Here is an 18793-nt window from a genome sequence, read left to right on the forward strand (position 1 = left end):
TACCGTAATTATACCCACCGGTCGTTAAGACTAACCTCGAAGATTGACGGTAGGCTTCCACAAAACAGCGAACGCACCGTTCTCCCGGTTGGGGTATTTCCGGCGCCATTTCCACTGAACATCAATGGGGGACACTATGAAATGGATTCTGAATCTTCGGATCGGGACAAAGCTCGCCCTCGCGTCCGTAGCCGCCGCACTGCTGGTAGGATCAATGATCGCCAGCCAGCTGATTGGCAATAGTGCTATCAAGAGCACGTACAAGAGTGCCCTTGAGCAACAGATCATCGCGCGCGATGCCATCGATGCAAAAGCTTCGATCCGCGGTATGCAAACGGGGACTCGGGATCTTAGGCTCGCCACCACGCCGATGGATCTTCAGAAAGCTAACGAGTATTTGAGCGCGCGGCTGAAGTCGATGCTGACGTACGCCGATGAGATGCTTAAACTATCGCACTCCGCGGATAATCGGGCACGCATAGAGCACCTCAAGGCGAAAGCTGGCGATTATTTCAAGGGGGCGCAGCAAATTGCAGCGCTGCGGAAGGAAGCGATTGGAGCAGGTACAGCGGGATCGCCTGATGGGGTCCAGAAGATCGCCAAACTGAACGATGAGGCGGTGCGCATAGCCCGAGAAGTAACCCTGCCGATCGCCGCCGAATTGGAACAGGTTGCCAACCAAGTGGCTGATTTCGCCAAACACAGGGTTCAAGAAGAAAATGCGGAAGCGGCTCGCGAGATGGTAGCTGCCGAGCGCGTTTGCCTAGCTGTCGGCATCTGCGCAATGCTCATGCTGCTTGGCACGTGGCTGTTCTCCTTTATGACCATTGTAAGGCCCATGCGTGCCTTGACGGCTGCGATGGATGAACTCGCCGGGGGCAACTTCGCCGTGGTACTTCCTGGCCTCGGCCGCAAGGACGAGGTCGGCGGCATTGCCGGTGCAGTCGAGAAATTCAAGGTCGTCGCGGAGCAGAAGGCGCGCGACGAAGCGGAGACCAAGCGAAGGCAGGACGAGATCGCGGTGCAGCAGCGCAAGACGGACATGGTCAAGCTTGCAGATCAGTTCGAAAGCGCGGTTGGCGAAATCGTCGAAGCGGTTTCCTCGGCCTCCACAGAGCTTGAAGCATCAGCGGTGACGCTTACCGCCACCGCCGAACGTTCGCAGGAACTAACAACCACGGTCGCTGCCGCCTCCGGCCAAGCCTCGGCTAATGTCCAGTCGGTCGCCTCAGCAACGGAGGAGTTATCTTCCTCCGTTACCGAAATCAGCCGGCAGGTGCAGGAATCCGCACGGATTGCCAATGAAGCTGTGGACCAGGCCCGCGTTACTAATGACCGCGTGGGCGAGCTGTCAAAGGCGGCGGGCCGGATCGGTGACGTTGTTGATCTCATCAACACCATCGCAGGTCAAACCAACCTGCTCGCGCTCAACGCCACTATCGAAGCCGCGCGCGCCGGTGACGCTGGCCGCGGTTTTGCGGTGGTGGCTTCCGAGGTCAAGGCGTTGGCTGAGCAGACAGCCAAGGCTACGGGCGAGATCAGCCAACAGATCGCCGGCATCCAGGGTGCAACGGAAGAGTCCGTTACCGCCATCAAAGAGATTAGCTGCACCATTGAGAGACTGTCGGAAATATCCTCGACCATCGCGGCTGCAGTTGAGGAACAGGGGGCAGCTACGCAGGAAATTTCTAGAAACGTCCAACAGGCCGCACAGGGAACCCAACAGGTTTCGGCAAACATCACCGATGTTCAGCGGGGTGCAGGTGAGACTGGCTCTGCCTCCTCTCAAGTGTTGTCGGCCGCTCAAATGCTGTCAGGCGACAGCAATCGTCTGAAAGTCGAAGTCTCCAAATTCCTTAGTTCGGTTCGCGCAGTATGAAGTAGGCGGGGCACGGAACTCTGTTGTGAGAGAGCTGTCGAGTGCGACTGCGACGCACTCGCCCCAAGGTAAACGGCTCTGAATGACATCGAAGTCCGAACCGGTCCTTTGCATGTTGAGACGGCGGGTTCTGGGGTTCACCGTCGGCTGATCCATCTGTGGGGTGACCTGCCCGTCGTGGTCGGCTGACTTGGAGCCGTGCTCTGGCACCGATGTCCGTAATCTTGCGATCGTTGGCATCCTGATGGTCAGTGCGATCCTTGTCTATTGGTTCGTCGGAAGAACGGACCGCGTGATATACATCGGACCGGAGACGGCCAAGTCCCGGTGGACAATCAGGTCCCTCTCAAGACCGAGCGCCAGGAAACTATCTCATCGAGCGCAACGAGACTTACCGCGCCATGAAAAATCGGTTGCCGATACGATCTGAATTACGCTCCCACATTCCGCCGTACCGAGGTGGAACTACCTCAAGGCAGGCCAAGCATATCCGGAGCGTCACCCTAGTGAATTGTCCCTAAAGCGAACCCTTGCGAAGTTTGAGGCCGGGCGGGGTCTCTTCGCCCAGCCCGAACTCTGGATACTTCAACGAGATTCCTGTCCTCCTGTGGTCTCGATCGAGGCTAGGTCTAAGACGCGAGTGGTGCTATCGTCCGCGGCCCTGGGTCAAGATCGAGAACCGGAAACATCCGACGTTTTCCCGTTCTCGTTCGGATCCAAGCGGAACGGATATGCGCGCGCGATGAACTCGCGCAAGCTGCCGAGGCGCGCATATTGATTGTGATTACCGACGGCGCTTCCTCGACGATGCCATTGATTCAGCCTGCCTCAACTTCCGCGCGAAACGCCTCCGGGAACGCATTCGGCAAATACTCGGCCCGGAGCAAATCCGGCGTTAGACGCCGCGATCGCCCAACGTCGATCGGCCCGACTGAGCACAATCGATACGGCCGCAGACATCCGCGATGGCTGCCCGCCATCCGGCGTCTTTTTGGTGGGGATCGACACGCCGACCTCGAACAGCGGGATCAGGAAAGCGCTGCCGATTAGGTCAGCTATATGTCTCGCTTCGAGCGTGTCGACGTTGCAAAAGAGCGCGTCCGCCTGGCTTGCGACCCGGACCGCCTTGCGAGTCATGATCGACTTGTTCAGGGGGAACGCCGCGCCGGAGCTCCTCGGCAATCTCGGCCTTTGGCTTTTTCAGCTCGACGTCCTGCAGGGTCGAATTCAGTATCGGGTTGAGATTGCGGCCCTCTACCTTGTCGAGTCGATGTAGGCGTTGCGCCCGAAACCCACGCGCGCGTTCTACTCGGCCGTAATCGAGCCCGTCCCCGAAAATCCGATAATCGTCGCCGAAAGCCGGTTAAGTTCGGCGGTCATGTCGGAGCGCGATGGGTCGATTAGTGCGATCGGGATGTGTGATGTCGGGGTCTGCGGCCAGTGCCGGGGCGGTCGAAAGATACGCGCCCGCGAGCGACAGCGACGCCAGATATTTGATCATTGTTTCCTCCTCCTGTTCGTTCCCCGCGACTGGTCATGAGCGCCGCAAAACGCCTAGTTTGACATGTTATAACATTTGAGCAAATGTCCTAACTTAACCGGCAAAAGCCGGAGCCAGGGAGGACGGAAATGGAGTCATTCAGGCCAACACGGCGGACTTTCCTCAAGACGGGCACGGCAGCGCTGATCGGCCTCGGGCCCGCGGTATTACTACGGCAGGCCACGGCGCAGGAGGCCGACCTCGCGCCCTACAAAGCGGCCAAGATCGACTGGCAGCAGGCATCCGGCGAAACCATCACGGTTGCAGTTATCCCAGCGAGCTATTTTGAAAACCTGATCACGGTCGCGCCGCAGTTCAAGACGCTGACCGGAATCGACGTTCGCTTCGAGAAAATTCCGCCGGCGCAGATCCGGCAGAAGGCCGTCATCGACCTCACCTCGAAGACCGGCACCTATGCCACCCATGCCGCCGACCCCATGTACTATTCGCTCTATGCCGCGAACAAATGGGTCGAGCCGCTCGACAGTTACCTCAACGACAAATCACTGACCGATGCCGACTGGTTCAAATTCGACGACATCATTCCGGCCTGGCGCGCCGCCGACAGCGTCGATGGCAAGCTCTATGGCGTGCCCTACGACGGCGAAGTCACCATCCAAGTCTACCGCAAGGATCTCTACGACGCGAAGGGCCTGAAACCCGCCGACGACTTGGCGGCGTTCGTCTCGAACGCCGCGGCGCTGAACACGCCCAACGATCGCGTCTGGGGAACGGCGCTTCGCGGCGTCGCCGGCGCGGGGCAGAATATGTACATCTATCCCTCGATCTTCCGCGAGTTCGGCGGCGAATGGTTCAAGGGCGGCAAGCTGACGGTAAACGGACCTGAAGCCGAACAGGCGCTGTCCTGGTATGTCGATCTGATGCGCAAGTCCGCACCAACGGCCGCGGCCAACTGGAACTGGCCCGATATTGCGGATGCCTTCTCACAAGGCACGCTCGCAAGCTACATCGACGCCCACTCCTCGGCTTCCGTGATCAACAACCCCGAGAAGTCGAAGGTGATCGGCAAGGTCGGTTATGCCCGTTGGCCGAAGGGACCCTCCGGCAAGCGCGTGAGCTCGATCTGGAACTGGGGTTTCCCGATCAATGCCGCGCAGACCGAAAAGAAGAAGAAAGCAACCTGGCTGTTCATCCAGTGGGCTGCGAGCGCGGAAACCCAGGCACGCACGGCGCACCGTTTCGCCGGACCCACCAAGCGCTCGGGCGTCAACCGGACCTCGATCTGGAAGGACGCTGAATACGTCAAGCTGATGAGCGGCTTTGGCGAAAATTTCGTCGAGGCAACAATGGCCACGCTGCAGGGCGACACCGACGTCGACTGGCGTCCGCGGGTGCCGCAATGGCCGGCGATCGGCGACACCATGGCGACCGCCATCCAGTCGGCGCTGTCGGGACAGGCCACCGTCAAGGCGGCGCTCGACGACGCCCAGCGCCGCGTCGAACCAATGATGCGGGGCTGACCGGGTGAAGCCGGCAACCGCGACGGCAGGCATCGCGACCGGGACCGCCGCAAGCGATCTCGGCCGCGTGCTGGCGCAGCGTGAGCGCCGGTTCGCGGCCGCATTGCTGGCGCCGGCCTTCATGGCGTTGCTGGCAACCACGACATTTCCGCTTCTGTTCCTGATCGGAACCAGCGCGTTCCGGATGGACCTAGCTATGCCATTCGCCGATGGCTTTGTCGGACTGGAAAACTATCGCACGCTGCTGACCGACGATCGGTTCTGGTCGTCGCTGCTGGTCAGTCTGGTCTATACCGGCGCCACCGTCGTGCTGCAGGTCGCGCTGGGATTGGCGCTGGCGCTGCTGGTGATGGACATGAAGCGCGGCCAGGGCTGGTTTCGCGTCGTCGCCATTCTGCCGGTCGTTCTTTCCCCGGCGGTGGTCGGCATGATCTGGCGTACCTTCATGCTGGCGCCTGAATTCGGCATCGTCGACTACCTCGCCATCAATGCCGGTCTTGGCAGCAAGAACTGGCTCGGCGATCCCCTGCTCGCGATGATCTCGGTGATCGTGATCCACACCTGGCAGTGGACGCCCTTTGCGTTCATGGTGCTGCTGGCCAGCCTCGCTTCGCTCCCGGAAGACATCTACGAAGCCGCACGGCTCGACCGCGCCAGCGCATGGCAGCGCTTCCGGCGCATTACGCTACCCCTGCTCCGCCCTGCTATCGTCATGGTCGTGATCATGCGGACCATGGTCGCCCTGACAGCGTTCGCCGCGATCTTCACCGTGACAGGCGGTGGTCCGGGCACCGCAACGGAAATTCTGAACCTCTACGCCTACCGGAAGTCCTTTACCGAATTGTCGATCGGTTACGGCTCCGCGCTTGCCGTCGCGCTGCTAATCGTGACCCTGCTGATCTCCGGCGTTCTGTTCGCACTGCGGAGAGCAAAATGACGGCGAAACGCTTCCGCTTCGTCGCGACCATGATCATCACGCTGATCTTCCTGCTGGCGTGGGTGTTCCCCATCGTCTGGAGCGTGCTGAACTCGCTCAAGACCGATCAGGATGTATTGGCCTATCCGCCGAAGCTGATCTTCCAGCCGACGCTTGAAGCCTATCGCGACGTGTTGTTCGGCTCGGGATCGATCCTGCCGAACCTGATCTCCAGCTTCGTCATCTCGATCGGAACTACCGTCATCACCATGCTGATGGCGGTGCCGGCCGCCTATGCGCTGGCGCGCCTGCGCTTTCGCGGCAAGAAATTCGCCGGCTTCTATGTGCTCGCCACCCAGATGCTGCCGCCGGTCGGCATCATTATTCCTTACTTCCTGATCCTGCGGAATATCGGTTGGATCGACACCTACCAGGGCATCATCCTGATCTATTTGTCATTCTCGCTGCCGTTCGCGATATGGCTGCTCGTGTCCTATTTCGAGGACATTCCCTTCGAGATGGAGGAAGCCGCCTATCTCGACGGCGCCAGCCGGATGCGGACGCTGTGGCGGATCATCATTCCGCAGGTGCGCGGCGGCATCGCGGTCACCATCGTATTCGTATTCCTCAATGCCTGGAACGAATTTCTGTTCGCGGTCGTCCTGAGCGGCAACACCGTGCGGCCAGTCACCGTCGCGATGTTCAATTTCGTGTCGGTCGAACAGACCCTGTGGGCCAAGCTCGCGGCGGTCTCGGTGCTGGCGATGCTGCCCGTGGTCATCCTCGGCATCATCGCCCAGAAGAATATCGTCAAGGGCCTCACGGTTGGCGCCGTCAAGGGCGGAGGCCGCCGATGACCGGTCGAGGTCAGGTACGTTTCGAAGACATCGTCAAGATGCACGGCGAGTTCAGCGCATTGAAGGGCGTGTCGTTCGACATCGAGCCCGGCGAATTCTTTGCGCTGCTCGGCCCATCCGGCTCGGGCAAGAGCACGACGCTGCGGATTCTGGCCGGCCTGGATGCGCCGACCTCGGGCCGCGTCTTCATCGACGGGCGGGACATCACGGCCACGGATGCGCGCGACCGCGACATTGCCATGGTGTTTCAGAGCTACGCGCTGTACCCGCACATGAGCGTGTACGAAAACATCGCCTTTCCGCTGGAAATGGCCAAGCTTCCGGTGGCCGAGATCGACGTTGCGGTGAAGGATGCCGCGCGTAAGGTCAAGATCGAGCATCTGCTCGATCGCAAACCCGGCCAGTTGTCGGGCGGCCAGCAGCAGCGCTGTGCGCTGGCGCGTGCCATCGTTCGCAAGGCACGCCTGTTCCTGCTCGATGAACCCCTCTCCAACCTCGACGCCAAATTGCGCATGGAAACCCGCGCCGAGCTGAAGAAATTGCAACGCTCGCTCGGCGTCACGGCTGTGTACGTGACCCATGATCAGGAAGAGGCCATGACGCTGGCCGACCGCATGGCGGTGTTCATGGCCGGCGAAATCCAACAGGTCGGCCGCCCGGCCGAAATCTTCGCAAAACCCAATTCGATCGATGTCGCCGCCTTCATCGGCAGCCCGCCGATGAACCTGTTGCCGGCCCGCCTTGCCGATGGCGACGTCATCATCGCCGGTCACCGCCTGAAGACCGCGATGCAGGCCGCCGGCGAGCGCGACGTCGTCGTCGGCATTCGTCCCGGCGCGCTGCGGATCGCGCCGGACGGACTCAAAGCCCGGGTCGAGCTGATCGAAGATCTCGGCGATACCAAGGTGCTCGACCTCGATTGCGCGGGAACCGCGATGCGGATTCGCGTCGGCGACGAAAGCGTCCCGCCCGAAGGCGCGGTGATTTCGATCGCCGCCCGCCCGCAAGACATTCATCTGTTCGACCCGGCCACGAGAAGGCGACTGTAAAATGCCCGCGCGCATCCGCAAAAAGGCCGAGACCATCCACGATGCCGCGTCCTCGGCTGCGGCCACTTCCCTGCCGCTGCACATTCAGGTTCGCGAGACCATTCGCCGCCAGGTCAGGGATGGCGAACTGATCGACAAGACCGGCCGCCTGATGACCGAAGCCGAGCTCGGCCGGCATTTTGGCGTCAGCCGCATCACTATTCGCAACGCCATCTCGCCGCTGGTGAACGAAGGCATGTTCGCCCGCGCCCGGGGCCGCGGCACCTTCCTGCGCTCCAACCAGCCGGAAAACTGGGTCGGAAAGTTGATGGGCTTTTCGGAGACCATCCGCGACGCCGGCTATCAGGCCGGCGCGAAGGTCCTGCAACAGGGTATGACCAATCGCCACGATGCCGGCGTCCGCGACCAATTGAAGGAACGCGCGGTCTGGCAACTCAAGCGCCTGCGTCTCGCCGACGATATCCCGATTGCCATCGAGCACGCCTTCTATCCGCCGGATATCGGCCTGGAACTCGAGAAGCGCGACCTGACTTCGATCATCATGTACAGCGTTTTCGAGGACGAACTCGGACACGCCATCAAGGAAGCCAACCAGACGATCGGCGCGTCGCTTGCCGACACGACCAGCGCCAAGCTGCTGGGCGTCAAGGTCGGCAGCCCGCTGCTGTCGATGGAACGCCTGACCCTGAGCAAGGACGAGCGTCCGCTCGAACTGCTGCGCTCGGTCTATCTGCCCGACTATTTCCGCCTCAGCATCAACCTGACGAGGCGTCATGCCTAACCACCCTCTCCCGCCACTTTGCACGAAGGACCAATAACCATGGCAAATGGTAAAACATCAGACAGCCCCAACATCCTGATCATTCTCAATGATGACATGGGATTTTCCGATATCGGCTGTTACGGCGGCGAAATCCAGACTCCCAACCTGGACCGGCTGGCGGCCAATGGCCTGCGCTATTCGCAGTTTTACAACACCGCCCGCTGCAGCCCGTCGCGTGCCTCGCTGCTGACCGGGCTTCATCCGCATCAGACCGGGATCGGCATCCTGACCTACAGCAACGGACCGGAGGGCTATGCCGGCAATCTGAACAAGAGTTGCGTCACCGTTGCCGAGGTTCTGAAGCAGAACAACTACATGACCTATCTCAGCGGCAAGTGGCACATTTCGTCCAGCCTGACCGAGCCGACCGATGCATGGCCGTTGCAGCGCGGCTTTGACTATTTCTTCGGCACCATTATCGGCGCCGGTAGCTTTTACCATCCGAATACGCTGACCCGCGGCAACGACAATATCGAGCACGAGGCCGAGAACGATCCTTCGTTCTTCTATACCGATGCCATTAGCGATCAGGCTGTCGCCTATATCAGGCAACATAGGCAGACGAGCCCAGGCACGCCTTTCTTCCAATATGTCGCCTACACGGCGCCGCACTGGCCGCTGCATGCCCATGACGAGGACATCGCCAAATACAAAGGCAGGTTCGATGCGGGCTGGGACGAACTGCGCGAGCAACGGCTGAAGCGCCTGGTCGATGACGGCATCATTCATCCGAACTGGCAATTGACCGATCGCGATCCAACCCAGCCACCGTGGACCAAGGCCGAGCACCGCGAATGGACTTTGCGCTGCATGGAGGTATATGCCGCACAAATCGACCGCATGGACCAGGGCATCGGCCGCATCATTGCTGCCCTGGAAGAGACCAGTCAGCTCGACAACACCCTGCTGATCTTCCTGTCGGACAACGGCGCCTGCGCCGAAGATATTCCGCAGGGCGTCACCGCGCGTGAACTGGTCGATCAGTTGATGATCGCCAAGGCCAAAACCCGCAAGGGCGAGCCGGTTCGCCTCGGCAACGACCCTTCGCTGATGCCGGGCGCCGAGGATACCTATCAGAGTTACGGAACCGCTTGGGCCAATTTGTCGAATACGCCATTCCGGCTCTACAAGCACTGGATCCATGAAGGCGGCATTGCGACGCCCTTCATCGTGCACTGGCCACGCGGCATCAAGGAGAAAGGCGGCTTGCGCCACAATCCGAGCCAACTGCCCGATATCATGGCGACCATCGTCGACGTGACCGGCTCGACCTACCCCAGGGAATACAACGGCAACACCATCCTGCCCTGCGAAGGCGAAAGCCTGGTGCCATCGTTTGCTTCCGCCTATGGCGGTCGCGGTCCGCTGTTCTGGGAGCACGAGGGCAACGCCGCGGTCCGTATTGGAAAATGGAAGCTGGTACGAAAATATCCGGGGCCGTGGGAACTCTATGATATGGAGACCGACCGCACCGAGATGCGCGACCTCGCCGCGCAACATCCGGATCGTGTCCGCGACATGACTGAGCAGTATCATGCCTGGGCCAAACGTTGCGGCGTCATCCCGCGCGAAAAGATTCTGGAATTGATGAAGGCGGAAGGCGGGACCGCCTTCTGGGAAGAAGAGAAGCAGAAGTAACGTGTAACTGGCAACCCGAGCTGCGGAGCGCGATACCCATCGCTGAATTCCGAAATGGATAAGCATAATCCTGGTTGCTGCACGCAGGGCCCTGCCGACGATCCGTCGGCAGCGACAGGCTCTGTTGCGCCAACATCTCGGATTGAGCCGAGCCGAACCGTCGTCCCTCGCCGCTGGAGCCCTCCAATCGGTGGCACCTTCCTGATGGGATCGGAAGACAGTCGGTTTCCTGATGACGGCGAAGGTCCGGTCCGGCAGGTCACCGTCAGCGAATTTGAGATTGCGTGCTTTGCGGTCAGCAATCTGCAGTTCGGTGATTTCGTCCGCGCCACCGGATACACAACGGACGCGGAACGGTATGGCTGGAGCTTTGTCTTCGCTGGCTTTCTGCCTGAGAATTTCAAGCGACAGATCGGTAGCCGGGTCGCCGATACGCCATGGTGGATCCCGGTGCCGCACGCTTATTGGGCGCAGCCCGAGGGACCGCCGAGCACGGTCCTAGATCGTCTCGATCATCCGGTGGTGCACGCCTCTTGGAACGACGCCATCGCCTACTGTCAATGGTCGGGGACGCGCCTGCCGACCGAAGCCGAATGGGAAATGGCCGCGCGCGGCGGCCTGAAGCAGTCGACTTATCCCTGGGGCGACGAGGTGACACCTGCAGGCGAACACCGCTGCAACATCTGGCAAGGCGACTTTCCCAATCACAACACTGCCGGCGATGGTTACGCCGGAACCGCACCCGTCCACGCTTTTGCTGCCAATGGCTACGGCCTGCACAACGCGGCTGGAAACGTCTGGGAATGGTGCGCGGATTACTTCTCGCCCCGATATCACCGCATCACTGCGGCGCGCGATCCGTTACAGAGTGATCCATCGCTCAATCGCTCACTGCGTGGTGGCTCATTTCTTTGCCACGAATCATATTGCAATCGCTATCGCGTCGCGGCGCGCAGTTCCAACACGTCAGAAAGTTCGTCCAGCAATGTCGGTTTTCGGGTCGTTAAGCTTCGGAGCGAGCAGCGGAAATGATGACGCGTGTCGCCGCGATCGGTTGAACCCAACGCGGGCCGACTTGTCGAACACCGGAATGTGCGGCTCGATCGCGCGCTCGTTGACCAGCCACCCCAGCATCTCGGCTGAGCCGTAAGCACTGTCGGCGGCCAGGCGCTCGCAATCCGTCATGAGCGGCCAGTCGCAAATCGAATAATAACGAGTCTGCTTTTCACTCAGAAGCGGCCATCGCCCGCCCTGATTAGCCATGTTCGAGAAGTGCCGTTACAAGCTACCGACCTATTCGATTAGCTCATCAGCGAAAGCATGCATGCTTACTTCGGCCTTTTCTTCATCTGCTCCGGCACAAGCGCCTCGGGAAGAAAGATCGGCTTGTCGGATGGCCACCAGGGCATCAGCTGGGGATGATAGCCTTCCGGATAGTATTTCTGAGGGGAGATTTCCGCGTCACGAATGAACTGTGACTGTACGTCTCGGCGCGTTGTTGGCGGCAGCGGCATGATCAGCCCGCCTGATGTCGAGACGCCGAACTGGGGCGGCGCCATGTTTGGATACTTGGGCACTACGCCATCCCGTACCCAGATTTTGTCCTTGGTCATGTTCACAACTACCATATCCGGCGCACCAAACTGGAACGGACCCTTCCAATGGTGGCGCACTTCTGCCACGAGTTCCGGCATCACGTACTCGTCGTAAGATACGTGAGTTGCCATCGCGAGGCGCGGCTTCACTTCATTGTAGAGGTACCCAGCGGCGTAGGCGGGATTATGCCAGCCATCAATGGTAGTGCGGGAAGTGAGGGGCATGGTGCCTGACACCAACGAGCTGATGGCCACCGTCTCCGGCTGAATCTCGGTGATCAGCAGATCGCAACCCTTGGCGTACGTTATTGTCAGCGAATTGGGACGACCGTCTCCGGTGAACGCCACACACATGCCGTTCCAATCAAGACGATAGGCCGAGGCGCCATCGCTGCCATGGGATTGTTGCCAGTGGGTGATCCTTACACCGTTCTTTTCGTAGGCCACGCCGCCGTCATTCTTGTAGTCAAATTCGTTGACTTCGATGTCATAGCCTTTGCCGATCGGGCTACCGGCACTGAAGTTCTCCATGTGCCAAAACAACATCTCCTTCATATGATACACCATATGATTGATGCCGTGTTTCGGAGTCCGTCCGGAGGGGCCATTGATCCGGAAGGTTTCGTGCCAGCGGCCACCCCAGGCGCCAAACACGAAGGCATACGGCACTGAAGCGAAATGATCCCAATGCAGGTGGGTGATGAAGATGTCGTTGATCTGGTTCAGAGGTACGCGGGAGGCCAAATAGTTGGCGATGGAGCCGGGGCCAAAATCGAAGATGAAGCGGTCGCCATTGCCTAGCTCGACATAGATCGACGTGCCCATTTGGCCCGGTCGTGGCAAGGGCGAACTCCCCATGAAGGTCACGCGGATTTCTTCCGGCTGCACCTCTTCCGTGCCGGGGGTCCAGTTGGCAGCGCTCTTCAGCCACGGCATCGGTGCGATGCCGTCGAGGTGAGGAGCAAGTGCAGACGCGTCGCCTGCTGAAAGCGAAGCCAGAATGGCATTGGACTGAAGCATCGAGCATGCTCCCTTGGCTGCAGGCGGGAGCTCTCGAACTTTAAGTTGCCGACGCCCGTCAATTGTGGTCGACAATGGGTATCTTTTAACACCGATTTGATGGCGGTTACGTACGCTGGGTGACTTAGTGTAGGGCCTTATTTCAATAACTGATCAGCTCCATCCTTCCGCTGTGGTCTGGGCGCCGGCTTCTTGGCGGCTGTATCCTTGGGCTTCTTGTCCTCGAGCGACATCAGCATTTCCTTCTGGCCAGGCGACGCCTTGCACAAGCCATCTCGGCCTGCGGCAGCGATGCATGGGAAGCCGTCAAGGCGCTGATCGTGGCGAACTGCTTTCAAGTCGCTGATCGAGGGTTCGGGATTCGGCTTCTGCCGGCGACGCACGCGGCCGGTTCGACGTCCAGCGCGATCGAAAGGACTGGTACGACTGAGAGATATCCGGCGTCACCTACTTACGTCGCCTTACCTTCGTGGCCGCCGACGACGGCATCGTCGCCGGCGAAGCGGTGGAGGGCTTCAATCCGAACACCGCTGTGACACGGCGTCGTGGGCCATCGCCTTCAGCCTCAGCAGAGATCCCACGATGAGCGACTTCGGGGACGCCACCGTGATCTGCAAGTTCGGCGACATGCCGAATGATCTGCGCGCTGAGCTTTCGTGGAACGAGATCGCAAAGGATGCCGGGCCAAAATCAGCGGAGCACAATTGCCGGGGGCGGACAACCTGGCGGTCCGCGCAACTGACGCAAATTGGGGGAGCCGCCCCGCCCCGCCGGATTTCTAGGCTCGCTCACCGGCGATCCGTCGATCTCTGCACGTGGCGCGCCTGCATGGATCTCCTTCGGTCGATGTTCCGGGCCTTCGCGGCCTGTTGCAGTCGGCTCGTCCAGCGATGCTCTATACAATCAATCGCGTGCCTGGGTAGGCGAATATCTTCCATGGGTTCTCCTCAGGCCGCCAGCACCCGCGACGTGGAGAAGCGGCGGTTCGGCTTGCCGCCGGGCGGATTGCGAGGGCCGCCATCCAGTTCGCATAGCGCCTCCAAGATAGCATCGATGCTGACAGGCCCTTTCAGTCCCTCGGGCGCACGTAGCGCGGGACAGGAAGCGATTGCCGAAGCGTCGGAAGCCCAGGCAGCTAGGATCGCCCGCTTCTCGGCCAGCGTAAGCGACGGGTGAGTCACCACGTCCTTGGGATGCTCGAAGACCGTGCCAGGATGCAAGAGCGCTTGGAAGTCGAAGACGTTGTCGGTAGCGGTCGTCGGCCGCATGTTGTCCTCCATTGAAAAGACGAGTTGGCGGCGGCCCGAGACAACGAAGCCGGGCCGCCGCAGGACGCTCGCTCAGGCCGCCTTTGAGTCGAGCTGGTGAACGTTGGCCTGCGCGGAACCGTTGATGGCGATCCGCCGCGGCTTCATGGCCTCGGGTATCTCGCGGACCAGTTCGATCTTGAGGAGACCGTTATCGAACGACGCGTTCTTGACCTGGACGTAATCGGCCAGGTTGAACTGGCGTTTGAAGTGGCGGGTCGAAATACCCCTGTACAAGAATTGACGTTCGGCCTTTTCGGGTTTGTTGCCTTCGATCGTCACGACGTTCTGCTCGGCGGTGATCGAGATTTCGTCGGGCGAGAAGCCGGCCACCGCGAGCGATATCTGATAGCTGTCCTCGCTGAGCCGTTCGATGTTGTAGGGCGGATAATTGTCCTCGGTCGCCCGCTGGGCGGATTCCGCGAGGTCGAACAGGCGGTCAAAGCCGATGGTCGAACGCCAAAGGGGAGAGAAGTCGTAAGTGCGCATGGCCAGATCCTCCAAAGAGCAAAATGGTTACAAGCGGCACCGGACACGACCGGTGGCCGTATCTGCTTTTCCGGGCCCTAAGGCGCCCGGACCACCCTGCGGTGGCGATTGGAGAATTATGAAAACCGGATTTGGTTTCAAGGGTCGGTAAAAAAAATTGGCGCTAGGAGGGAAACTGATTCGGAGGGACCACCTCTCTTCGCTGCACTGCCAAAGATAAAGGGGGCGAAGCCCCCAGAAGGTTACCACCGGCGCCAGCCGCGATGGTGCCAACCCCAATGTCGATGACCGAAGCGTGGCACGGGGTAGAAGCCGTAGGAGCGATAGTAGTTCGGCCGCCACCAGCAGCGGCCCCACGGGTTGCAGACCCAGCGCACTTGCTCGACTTTCGAGATGTGGTTGGCATGCGGCAACCCGTTCGGCATGGCCGATGCCGATTGCGGCGCCAATCCAATAGCGGCGAGCGAGAGTAAGCCAACAAGAGCAGATTTTGGTTTCATGTGTCCCTCCTTTTTTGGGACCCAAAAAACCGAAATCGGCGGTGGGAGTTGCGAAATATCTAACATTTAATTTTGATGAACAATTGTTAAAGCTGCGCCCTTGTAGCTCCTCCGCTTTGACTATCGCAACCACGCTCAAGCCATAACGAACGTATTCAAGCGACCAGTCTCCAGAGAATGCACTGCATTACGGACGGCCTTGGTGACGACAGCAACAATAGGGAACGAATTTTTACGAGCGACGTTTGATGAGGCGGAGCCATCGCCCGCCGTTCACAACGGCGCCTGTCGCGGATAGCCAAAGGTCTTTCGACCCGCTGTTATTCTCAACTAGCGCTCGCGCGGATAGCCAAAGGCGATGGCTCCATCCTGAGCGAGCCAAATTCGAAGGCGATGGACGACCTACACGATCTGGTGCTGTGCGGTCGCCGTCGTGATGCTGGTAGCGGGCGAGATCTATCTGGTAACGCGGCCGTATCCTTCGGAAATAAACTCAGAGCCTCGCCCCGTCGTCACCTCCTCGGCTGAACAGCACTCGTAGAAACGCAGCGCGATTCGATCGGGTCGTGCTCCGTCCCCCTTGCGGGGCTGATGTTGTTGCTTTGCAGTGGGCGGCAATCTTGTACCCTCGTTACTTCACGCTTCTCTGCGGAGCGGATTTGAGCACCCCTTCGATCCTGCTTGAAGCGCCACCTCACCAGCGGGTGCAAATGTCGGGTATGACTCGACGGTCTTGCCGCGAGCGTCTTGAGGCCGAAGCAATCGGTCGGGAGTTGTTACGGACGCCTTGGGCGGATCTTTGGCCCGGACTGTCGATCGAGCGTCCCCGTCCTGCTTGGCCTGCGCCACAGTCGCCGCCACAACGAAGATGAGAATTGCAACTAGTTGTCGCATTTCACGGCTCCGTTGTTCGTTTCTTCCTTTCTTTGGAAAGCCGGCGAGCCGACTTCTTCTCCGCGCGATCGTGATCGACACGATAACGCTTGTCAAAAACGCTATTCAAAACCCAATGCCCGTCGGGCGTTGGGCTCCGGGCCGGGTTACCAGTCGGCCACTACATAAGACGGCGGCATTGGCGGTCCCACCAGGCGCGTCGACACATAGCCTGGGCGGCTCACCACGATGGTGCGTTCACGCACGACGGGTGGCGCGACGACGGCCGGTCGTACGACGTATCTGGGCGCCATCACGACCTGGTAGGGCTCGACGATAGGAAGGGGCTCCGCATAAGTTTCGAGATAGCTCTGCGCGGATGCGCTGCTTATGCCGATCCCCAGCGAGCCGACGAGCGCTAGGCCAAGCCGGGAGAGCATGGACGAGCTGAAGTTCATCTCACACCTCCGTTGGTTTGTTGGGATTGGCTCAGAAACCGCAATCGGCCTCACCAGTTCCTTCGTTCGGCTTTTTTAGCAATTGGGCATGCTTCCAGTTGGAGCGCCCCGACGAACGGTGAACTGAAGGCTCGATCTCCCTTCCAGCGCCGACGGTCTCAAGCCGATCGGACAGTCGCTGGCAGGTTGTCCGTTTGCGCTCATCGCGGCGAACATCATGGTGGGTAGGGCCGTCTGAGCATGACGGCAGCAGTACGATCAGAATGACGATAGCCGCGCGGCAGCTGGCGCAAGAAGCCACTCCAAGTCCGCAGCTAGTCCAGCATCAAGACCGGCCAACGGCGTCGTTCCGCCGCACCGATCGGCGAGCGGATCTTCTCCCTCTTGAAACCAATTCACAGCTTCCTAGTTTTTTAGTAGCCACCCAAGGTGGCGCCGGATGCCAAAGCAGGGTCCGGCAAAGGCCATCGGGGCATCCCGGTGATGCTCCTACCCATGTTGCTCAAAGGAGGATGTGGTGATGAGAACGTATGATCTGCCAACACTTAGGCGCTCGACTGTCGGGTTTGAGCACCTCTTGAACCTGGTGAATGACGCGACCGTCGGCGACGACAACTACCCGCCGTTCGATGTCCTGCGCACCGGGGAAAACCAGTACCGGATCTCGCTGGCACTGCCCGGCTTCACGCCGCAAGAGATCGCCATTACCGCGGAGCAATCCGCGCTCACGGTCGAAGGCGGCAAGGCCGAGAAAGAAGACGGCGACTACCTGCACCAGGGAATCAGCATGCGGCCGTTTTGCCGCGTCTTCAATCTGTCCGAGCACATGAAGGTGAAGGACGCGACGTTCGACAATGGCCTGCTCAGCATCCTTTTGGTGCGGGAGGTGCCGGAGGCGATGAAGCCGCGGCGCATCGCGATCGTCGGCACAGGTAACGATAACCAGAAAACCGAAAATACGCAGGCGGCGTGAACGGGGACTGTCGAGCGGCGACCGGCGCGGCAAAGCCGCGCGCCGGAGAGCTGCGACAGATCGAAACCATGAAAGGAGTACAAAAATGGCGTTACGTGATCTCGTTCCGTGGAAAGACGGCTCACGCAATGTGAGCGTCCATGGCAATGAAACAGGCAATCCGTTTCTTGCGCTGCACCGTGAAATGAACCGTATGTTCGACGAGGCATTCCGCAGCTTCGACATCGGTTCATTCGGCTCACCTGCGATGATGGGTTGGCCGAGCGTCGAACTCAACGAGACGGAGAAGGAAGTGAAGGTTGTCGCCGAACTTCCCGGTCTCGATCAGAACGACGTGGCGATCGAACTCACGGACGGTATGCTGACCATCAGCGGCGAGAAGAAGAGCGAAACGGAAGACAAGGAGCGTCGCTTCAGCGAACGTTACTACGGACGTTTCGAGCGACGCATCCCCGTCGACGACGTCGACCAGGACAAGGTTGCCGCGTCGTTCAAGGACGGGGTCCTCACCGTGACGCTGCCGAAGCTCCCTTCGGCGCAACGGAAGGTGAAAAGGATCGCAATCAACGGAAATAAACAATAAACAGTAGGATGAAGGTGGGCGGGTTCGCCCCGCCAGCCTGATCCTGACGGAGGCCTTCGATGAACGTCTCGCCTTTATCGGCCCGTTCGGACTTTACGGCCCGTCAAGGCGTCCCGGGTCAGTCGACGCGGTCGTTATTTCCAGCGGATGCGCAGGCCACGATCTACAAGCCTGCCCGCTCACCGATGACTTCGGGCCGGGCCCGCGCCCAGCAATGGAAGCTGCGTTTCGAGCGCCGCTCTGCTCCCTACATCGAGCCGCTGATGGGCTGGACCGGCGACGACGACACCCTTGCTCAGATCGAACTTTCGTTTCCGTCCGCCGAGTCGGCCATCGCATATGCTCGCCGCCAGGGCCTGCAATTTACCGTGCAAGGCCTGCAGGGGCCGACGCCGCGACTGGTTTCGGACAATCCGAGCGCCGAGAGCCGAACCGCGAGCCAGCAGCGCCGCCGCAGGCTGGAAGGGATTGAGCGAACGCTTGGACCGGAGGTGTTCCGCCGCGGGTCCGGGCCTGAAATTGTTCCCGCCGCAAGTTACACAGATCCGCAACAGGTGCTGCTAGACAGCAATCTGCCGCGGACGCGAAAGGAAGATGTCCTGCGGCGCTGGGCTCTTGATGCTTACCAGATTGAGGTGGAGCATTCGAAGGGCAGGTCGCTGACGAGGCCTTCCCATCTCAAGGAGGTGATCGACGCGTTGCTCGATCTAGAGGAGCCACAGATAACGGCAAGGTCCTTCCAGCACGTCGACAGGAAGGCGAGTTGATTTTCGATCGCTGGTCGGCCTAGGGCAATGCACTTCGCCTACCTG

General features: G+C 60.1%; 17 protein-coding genes. 11 read left to right on the top strand and 6 right to left on the bottom strand.

Translation table 11 applies throughout. From position 1 onward, the window contains the following. Positions 1-136 precede the first annotated feature (136 nt). Entirely contained in the window at positions 137-1879 is a 1743-nt protein-coding gene (locus JQ574_RS00215) for a methyl-accepting chemotaxis protein (protein WP_212214866.1), read from the top strand. A gap of 1363 nt (positions 1880-3242) precedes the next feature. On the opposite strand, the gene JQ574_RS00220 is transcribed toward JQ574_RS00215, so the two are convergent. Further along, positions 3243-3380 carry a hypothetical protein gene (locus tag JQ574_RS00220; protein ID WP_212214856.1) on the bottom strand — a complete coding sequence of 46 codons (138 nt, stop codon included), beginning with the start codon at positions 3378-3380 and terminating at the stop codon, positions 3243-3245. A gap of 128 nt (positions 3381-3508) precedes the next feature. On the opposite strand from JQ574_RS00220, the gene JQ574_RS00225 reads away from it, so the two are divergent. The 7 genes from JQ574_RS00225 to JQ574_RS00255 are packed head-to-tail and all read left to right on the top strand — an operon-like array spanning position 3509 to position 11215. Then, the gene (locus JQ574_RS00225; RefSeq protein WP_212214855.1) at positions 3509-4900 is read left to right on the top strand and encodes a sugar ABC transporter substrate-binding protein; all 1392 of its coding nucleotides are present in this window, start codon (positions 3509-3511) and stop codon (positions 4898-4900) included. 4 nt (positions 4901-4904) lie between these two features. After that, the gene (locus JQ574_RS34795; RefSeq protein ID WP_212039158.1) at positions 4905-5837 is read left to right on the top strand and encodes a carbohydrate ABC transporter permease; all 933 of its coding nucleotides are present in this window, start codon (positions 4905-4907) and stop codon (positions 5835-5837) included. After that, a complete protein-coding gene (locus JQ574_RS00235; protein WP_212214854.1) occupies positions 5834-6673 on the top strand; it encodes a carbohydrate ABC transporter permease in 840 nt (279 codons plus the stop codon). Before JQ574_RS34795 ends, JQ574_RS00235 begins: the two co-directional genes overlap by 4 nt. Continuing rightward, positions 6670-7722 (top strand): ABC transporter ATP-binding protein, encoded by a 1053-nt coding sequence (locus tag JQ574_RS00240; RefSeq protein WP_212214853.1) that lies wholly within the window; start codon positions 6670-6672, stop codon positions 7720-7722. Before JQ574_RS00235 ends, JQ574_RS00240 begins: the two co-directional genes overlap by 4 nt. A 1-nt stretch (position 7723) precedes the next feature. After that, a complete protein-coding gene (locus JQ574_RS00245) occupies positions 7724-8503 on the top strand; it encodes a GntR family transcriptional regulator (protein ID WP_212214851.1) in 780 nt (259 codons plus the stop codon). A 39-nt stretch (positions 8504-8542) separates the two neighbouring features. Then, positions 8543-10183, top strand: coding sequence for an arylsulfatase (locus tag JQ574_RS00250; RefSeq protein ID WP_212214849.1), 1641 nt, complete (start codon positions 8543-8545; stop codon positions 10181-10183). 54 nt (positions 10184-10237) lie between these two features. After that, the gene (locus tag JQ574_RS00255; protein WP_409363553.1) at positions 10238-11215 is read left to right on the top strand and encodes a formylglycine-generating enzyme family protein; all 978 of its coding nucleotides are present in this window, start codon (positions 10238-10240) and stop codon (positions 11213-11215) included. A gap of 296 nt (positions 11216-11511) precedes the next feature. Here the strand turns inward: JQ574_RS00255 and gntH are convergent, their stop codons facing one another. From gntH to JQ574_RS00280, 5 genes are all read right to left on the bottom strand, one after another. Continuing rightward, positions 11512-12798 (bottom strand): guanitoxin biosynthesis MBL fold metallo-hydrolase GntH, encoded by a 1287-nt coding sequence (gene gntH, locus JQ574_RS00260; RefSeq protein ID WP_212383149.1) that lies wholly within the window; start codon positions 12796-12798, stop codon positions 11512-11514. Positions 12799-13745: 947 nt separating this feature from the next. Further along, positions 13746-14066, bottom strand: a complete 321-nt coding sequence (locus tag JQ574_RS00265) for a hypothetical protein (protein ID WP_212208412.1) — start codon at positions 14064-14066, stop codon at positions 13746-13748. 72 nt (positions 14067-14138) lie between these two features. Then, complete coding sequence (gene hspD / locus JQ574_RS00270) at positions 14139-14594, bottom strand: small heat shock protein HspD (RefSeq protein ID WP_212208411.1); 456 nt, start codon at positions 14592-14594, stop codon at positions 14139-14141. Positions 14595-14836: 242 nt separating this feature from the next. Continuing rightward, complete coding sequence (locus JQ574_RS00275) at positions 14837-15094, bottom strand: hypothetical protein (protein WP_212208410.1); 258 nt, start codon at positions 15092-15094, stop codon at positions 14837-14839. A gap of 1040 nt (positions 15095-16134) precedes the next feature. Next, positions 16135-16425 (bottom strand): hypothetical protein, encoded by a 291-nt coding sequence (locus JQ574_RS00280; protein ID WP_212208409.1) that lies wholly within the window; start codon positions 16423-16425, stop codon positions 16135-16137. Between the two features lie 520 nt (positions 16426-16945). On the opposite strand from JQ574_RS00280, the gene JQ574_RS00285 reads away from it, so the two are divergent. The 3 genes from JQ574_RS00285 (at position 16946) to JQ574_RS00295 (ending at position 18748) form a co-directional block, all read left to right on the top strand. Next, positions 16946-17398, top strand: a complete 453-nt coding sequence (locus JQ574_RS00285; RefSeq protein ID WP_212208408.1) for an Hsp20 family protein — start codon at positions 16946-16948, stop codon at positions 17396-17398. Between the two features lie 85 nt (positions 17399-17483). Then, the gene (locus tag JQ574_RS00290; RefSeq protein WP_212208407.1) at positions 17484-17981 is read left to right on the top strand and encodes an Hsp20/alpha crystallin family protein; all 498 of its coding nucleotides are present in this window, start codon (positions 17484-17486) and stop codon (positions 17979-17981) included. Positions 17982-18040: 59 nt separating this feature from the next. Further along, complete coding sequence (locus JQ574_RS00295; RefSeq protein WP_212383152.1) at positions 18041-18748, top strand: ETC complex I subunit; 708 nt, start codon at positions 18041-18043, stop codon at positions 18746-18748. Positions 18749-18793 lie beyond the last annotated feature (45 nt).

This window comes from Bradyrhizobium sp. AUGA SZCCT0158 (assembly GCF_018130065.1).
GTDB lineage: Bacteria > Pseudomonadota > Alphaproteobacteria > Rhizobiales > Xanthobacteraceae > Bradyrhizobium.

Coding starts and splice junctions, on each gene's coding strand:
- JQ574_RS00215 (WP_212214866.1), top strand. CDS start 137: ATGAAATGGATTCTGAATCTTCGGATCGGGACAAAGCTCGCCCTCGCG.
- JQ574_RS00220 (WP_212214856.1), bottom strand. CDS start 3,380: ATGATCAAATATCTGGCGTCGCTGTCGCTCGCGGGCGCGTATCTTTCG.
- JQ574_RS00225 (WP_212214855.1), top strand. CDS start 3,509: ATGGAGTCATTCAGGCCAACACGGCGGACTTTCCTCAAGACGGGCACG.
- JQ574_RS00235 (WP_212214854.1), top strand. CDS start 5,834: ATGACGGCGAAACGCTTCCGCTTCGTCGCGACCATGATCATCACGCTG.
- JQ574_RS00240 (WP_212214853.1), top strand. CDS start 6,670: ATGACCGGTCGAGGTCAGGTACGTTTCGAAGACATCGTCAAGATGCAC.
- JQ574_RS00245 (WP_212214851.1), top strand. CDS start 7,724: ATGCCCGCGCGCATCCGCAAAAAGGCCGAGACCATCCACGATGCCGCG.
- JQ574_RS00250 (WP_212214849.1), top strand. CDS start 8,543: ATGGCAAATGGTAAAACATCAGACAGCCCCAACATCCTGATCATTCTC.
- JQ574_RS00255 (WP_409363553.1), top strand. CDS start 10,238: ATGGATAAGCATAATCCTGGTTGCTGCACGCAGGGCCCTGCCGACGAT.
- gntH (WP_212383149.1), bottom strand. CDS start 12,798: ATGCTTCAGTCCAATGCCATTCTGGCTTCGCTTTCAGCAGGCGACGCG.
- JQ574_RS00265 (WP_212208412.1), bottom strand. CDS start 14,066: ATGCGGCCGACGACCGCTACCGACAACGTCTTCGACTTCCAAGCGCTC.
- hspD (WP_212208411.1), bottom strand. CDS start 14,594: ATGCGCACTTACGACTTCTCTCCCCTTTGGCGTTCGACCATCGGCTTT.
- JQ574_RS00275 (WP_212208410.1), bottom strand. CDS start 15,094: ATGAAACCAAAATCTGCTCTTGTTGGCTTACTCTCGCTCGCCGCTATT.
- JQ574_RS00280 (WP_212208409.1), bottom strand. CDS start 16,425: ATGAACTTCAGCTCGTCCATGCTCTCCCGGCTTGGCCTAGCGCTCGTC.
- JQ574_RS00285 (WP_212208408.1), top strand. CDS start 16,946: ATGAGAACGTATGATCTGCCAACACTTAGGCGCTCGACTGTCGGGTTT.
- JQ574_RS00290 (WP_212208407.1), top strand. CDS start 17,484: ATGGCGTTACGTGATCTCGTTCCGTGGAAAGACGGCTCACGCAATGTG.
- JQ574_RS00295 (WP_212383152.1), top strand. CDS start 18,041: ATGAACGTCTCGCCTTTATCGGCCCGTTCGGACTTTACGGCCCGTCAA.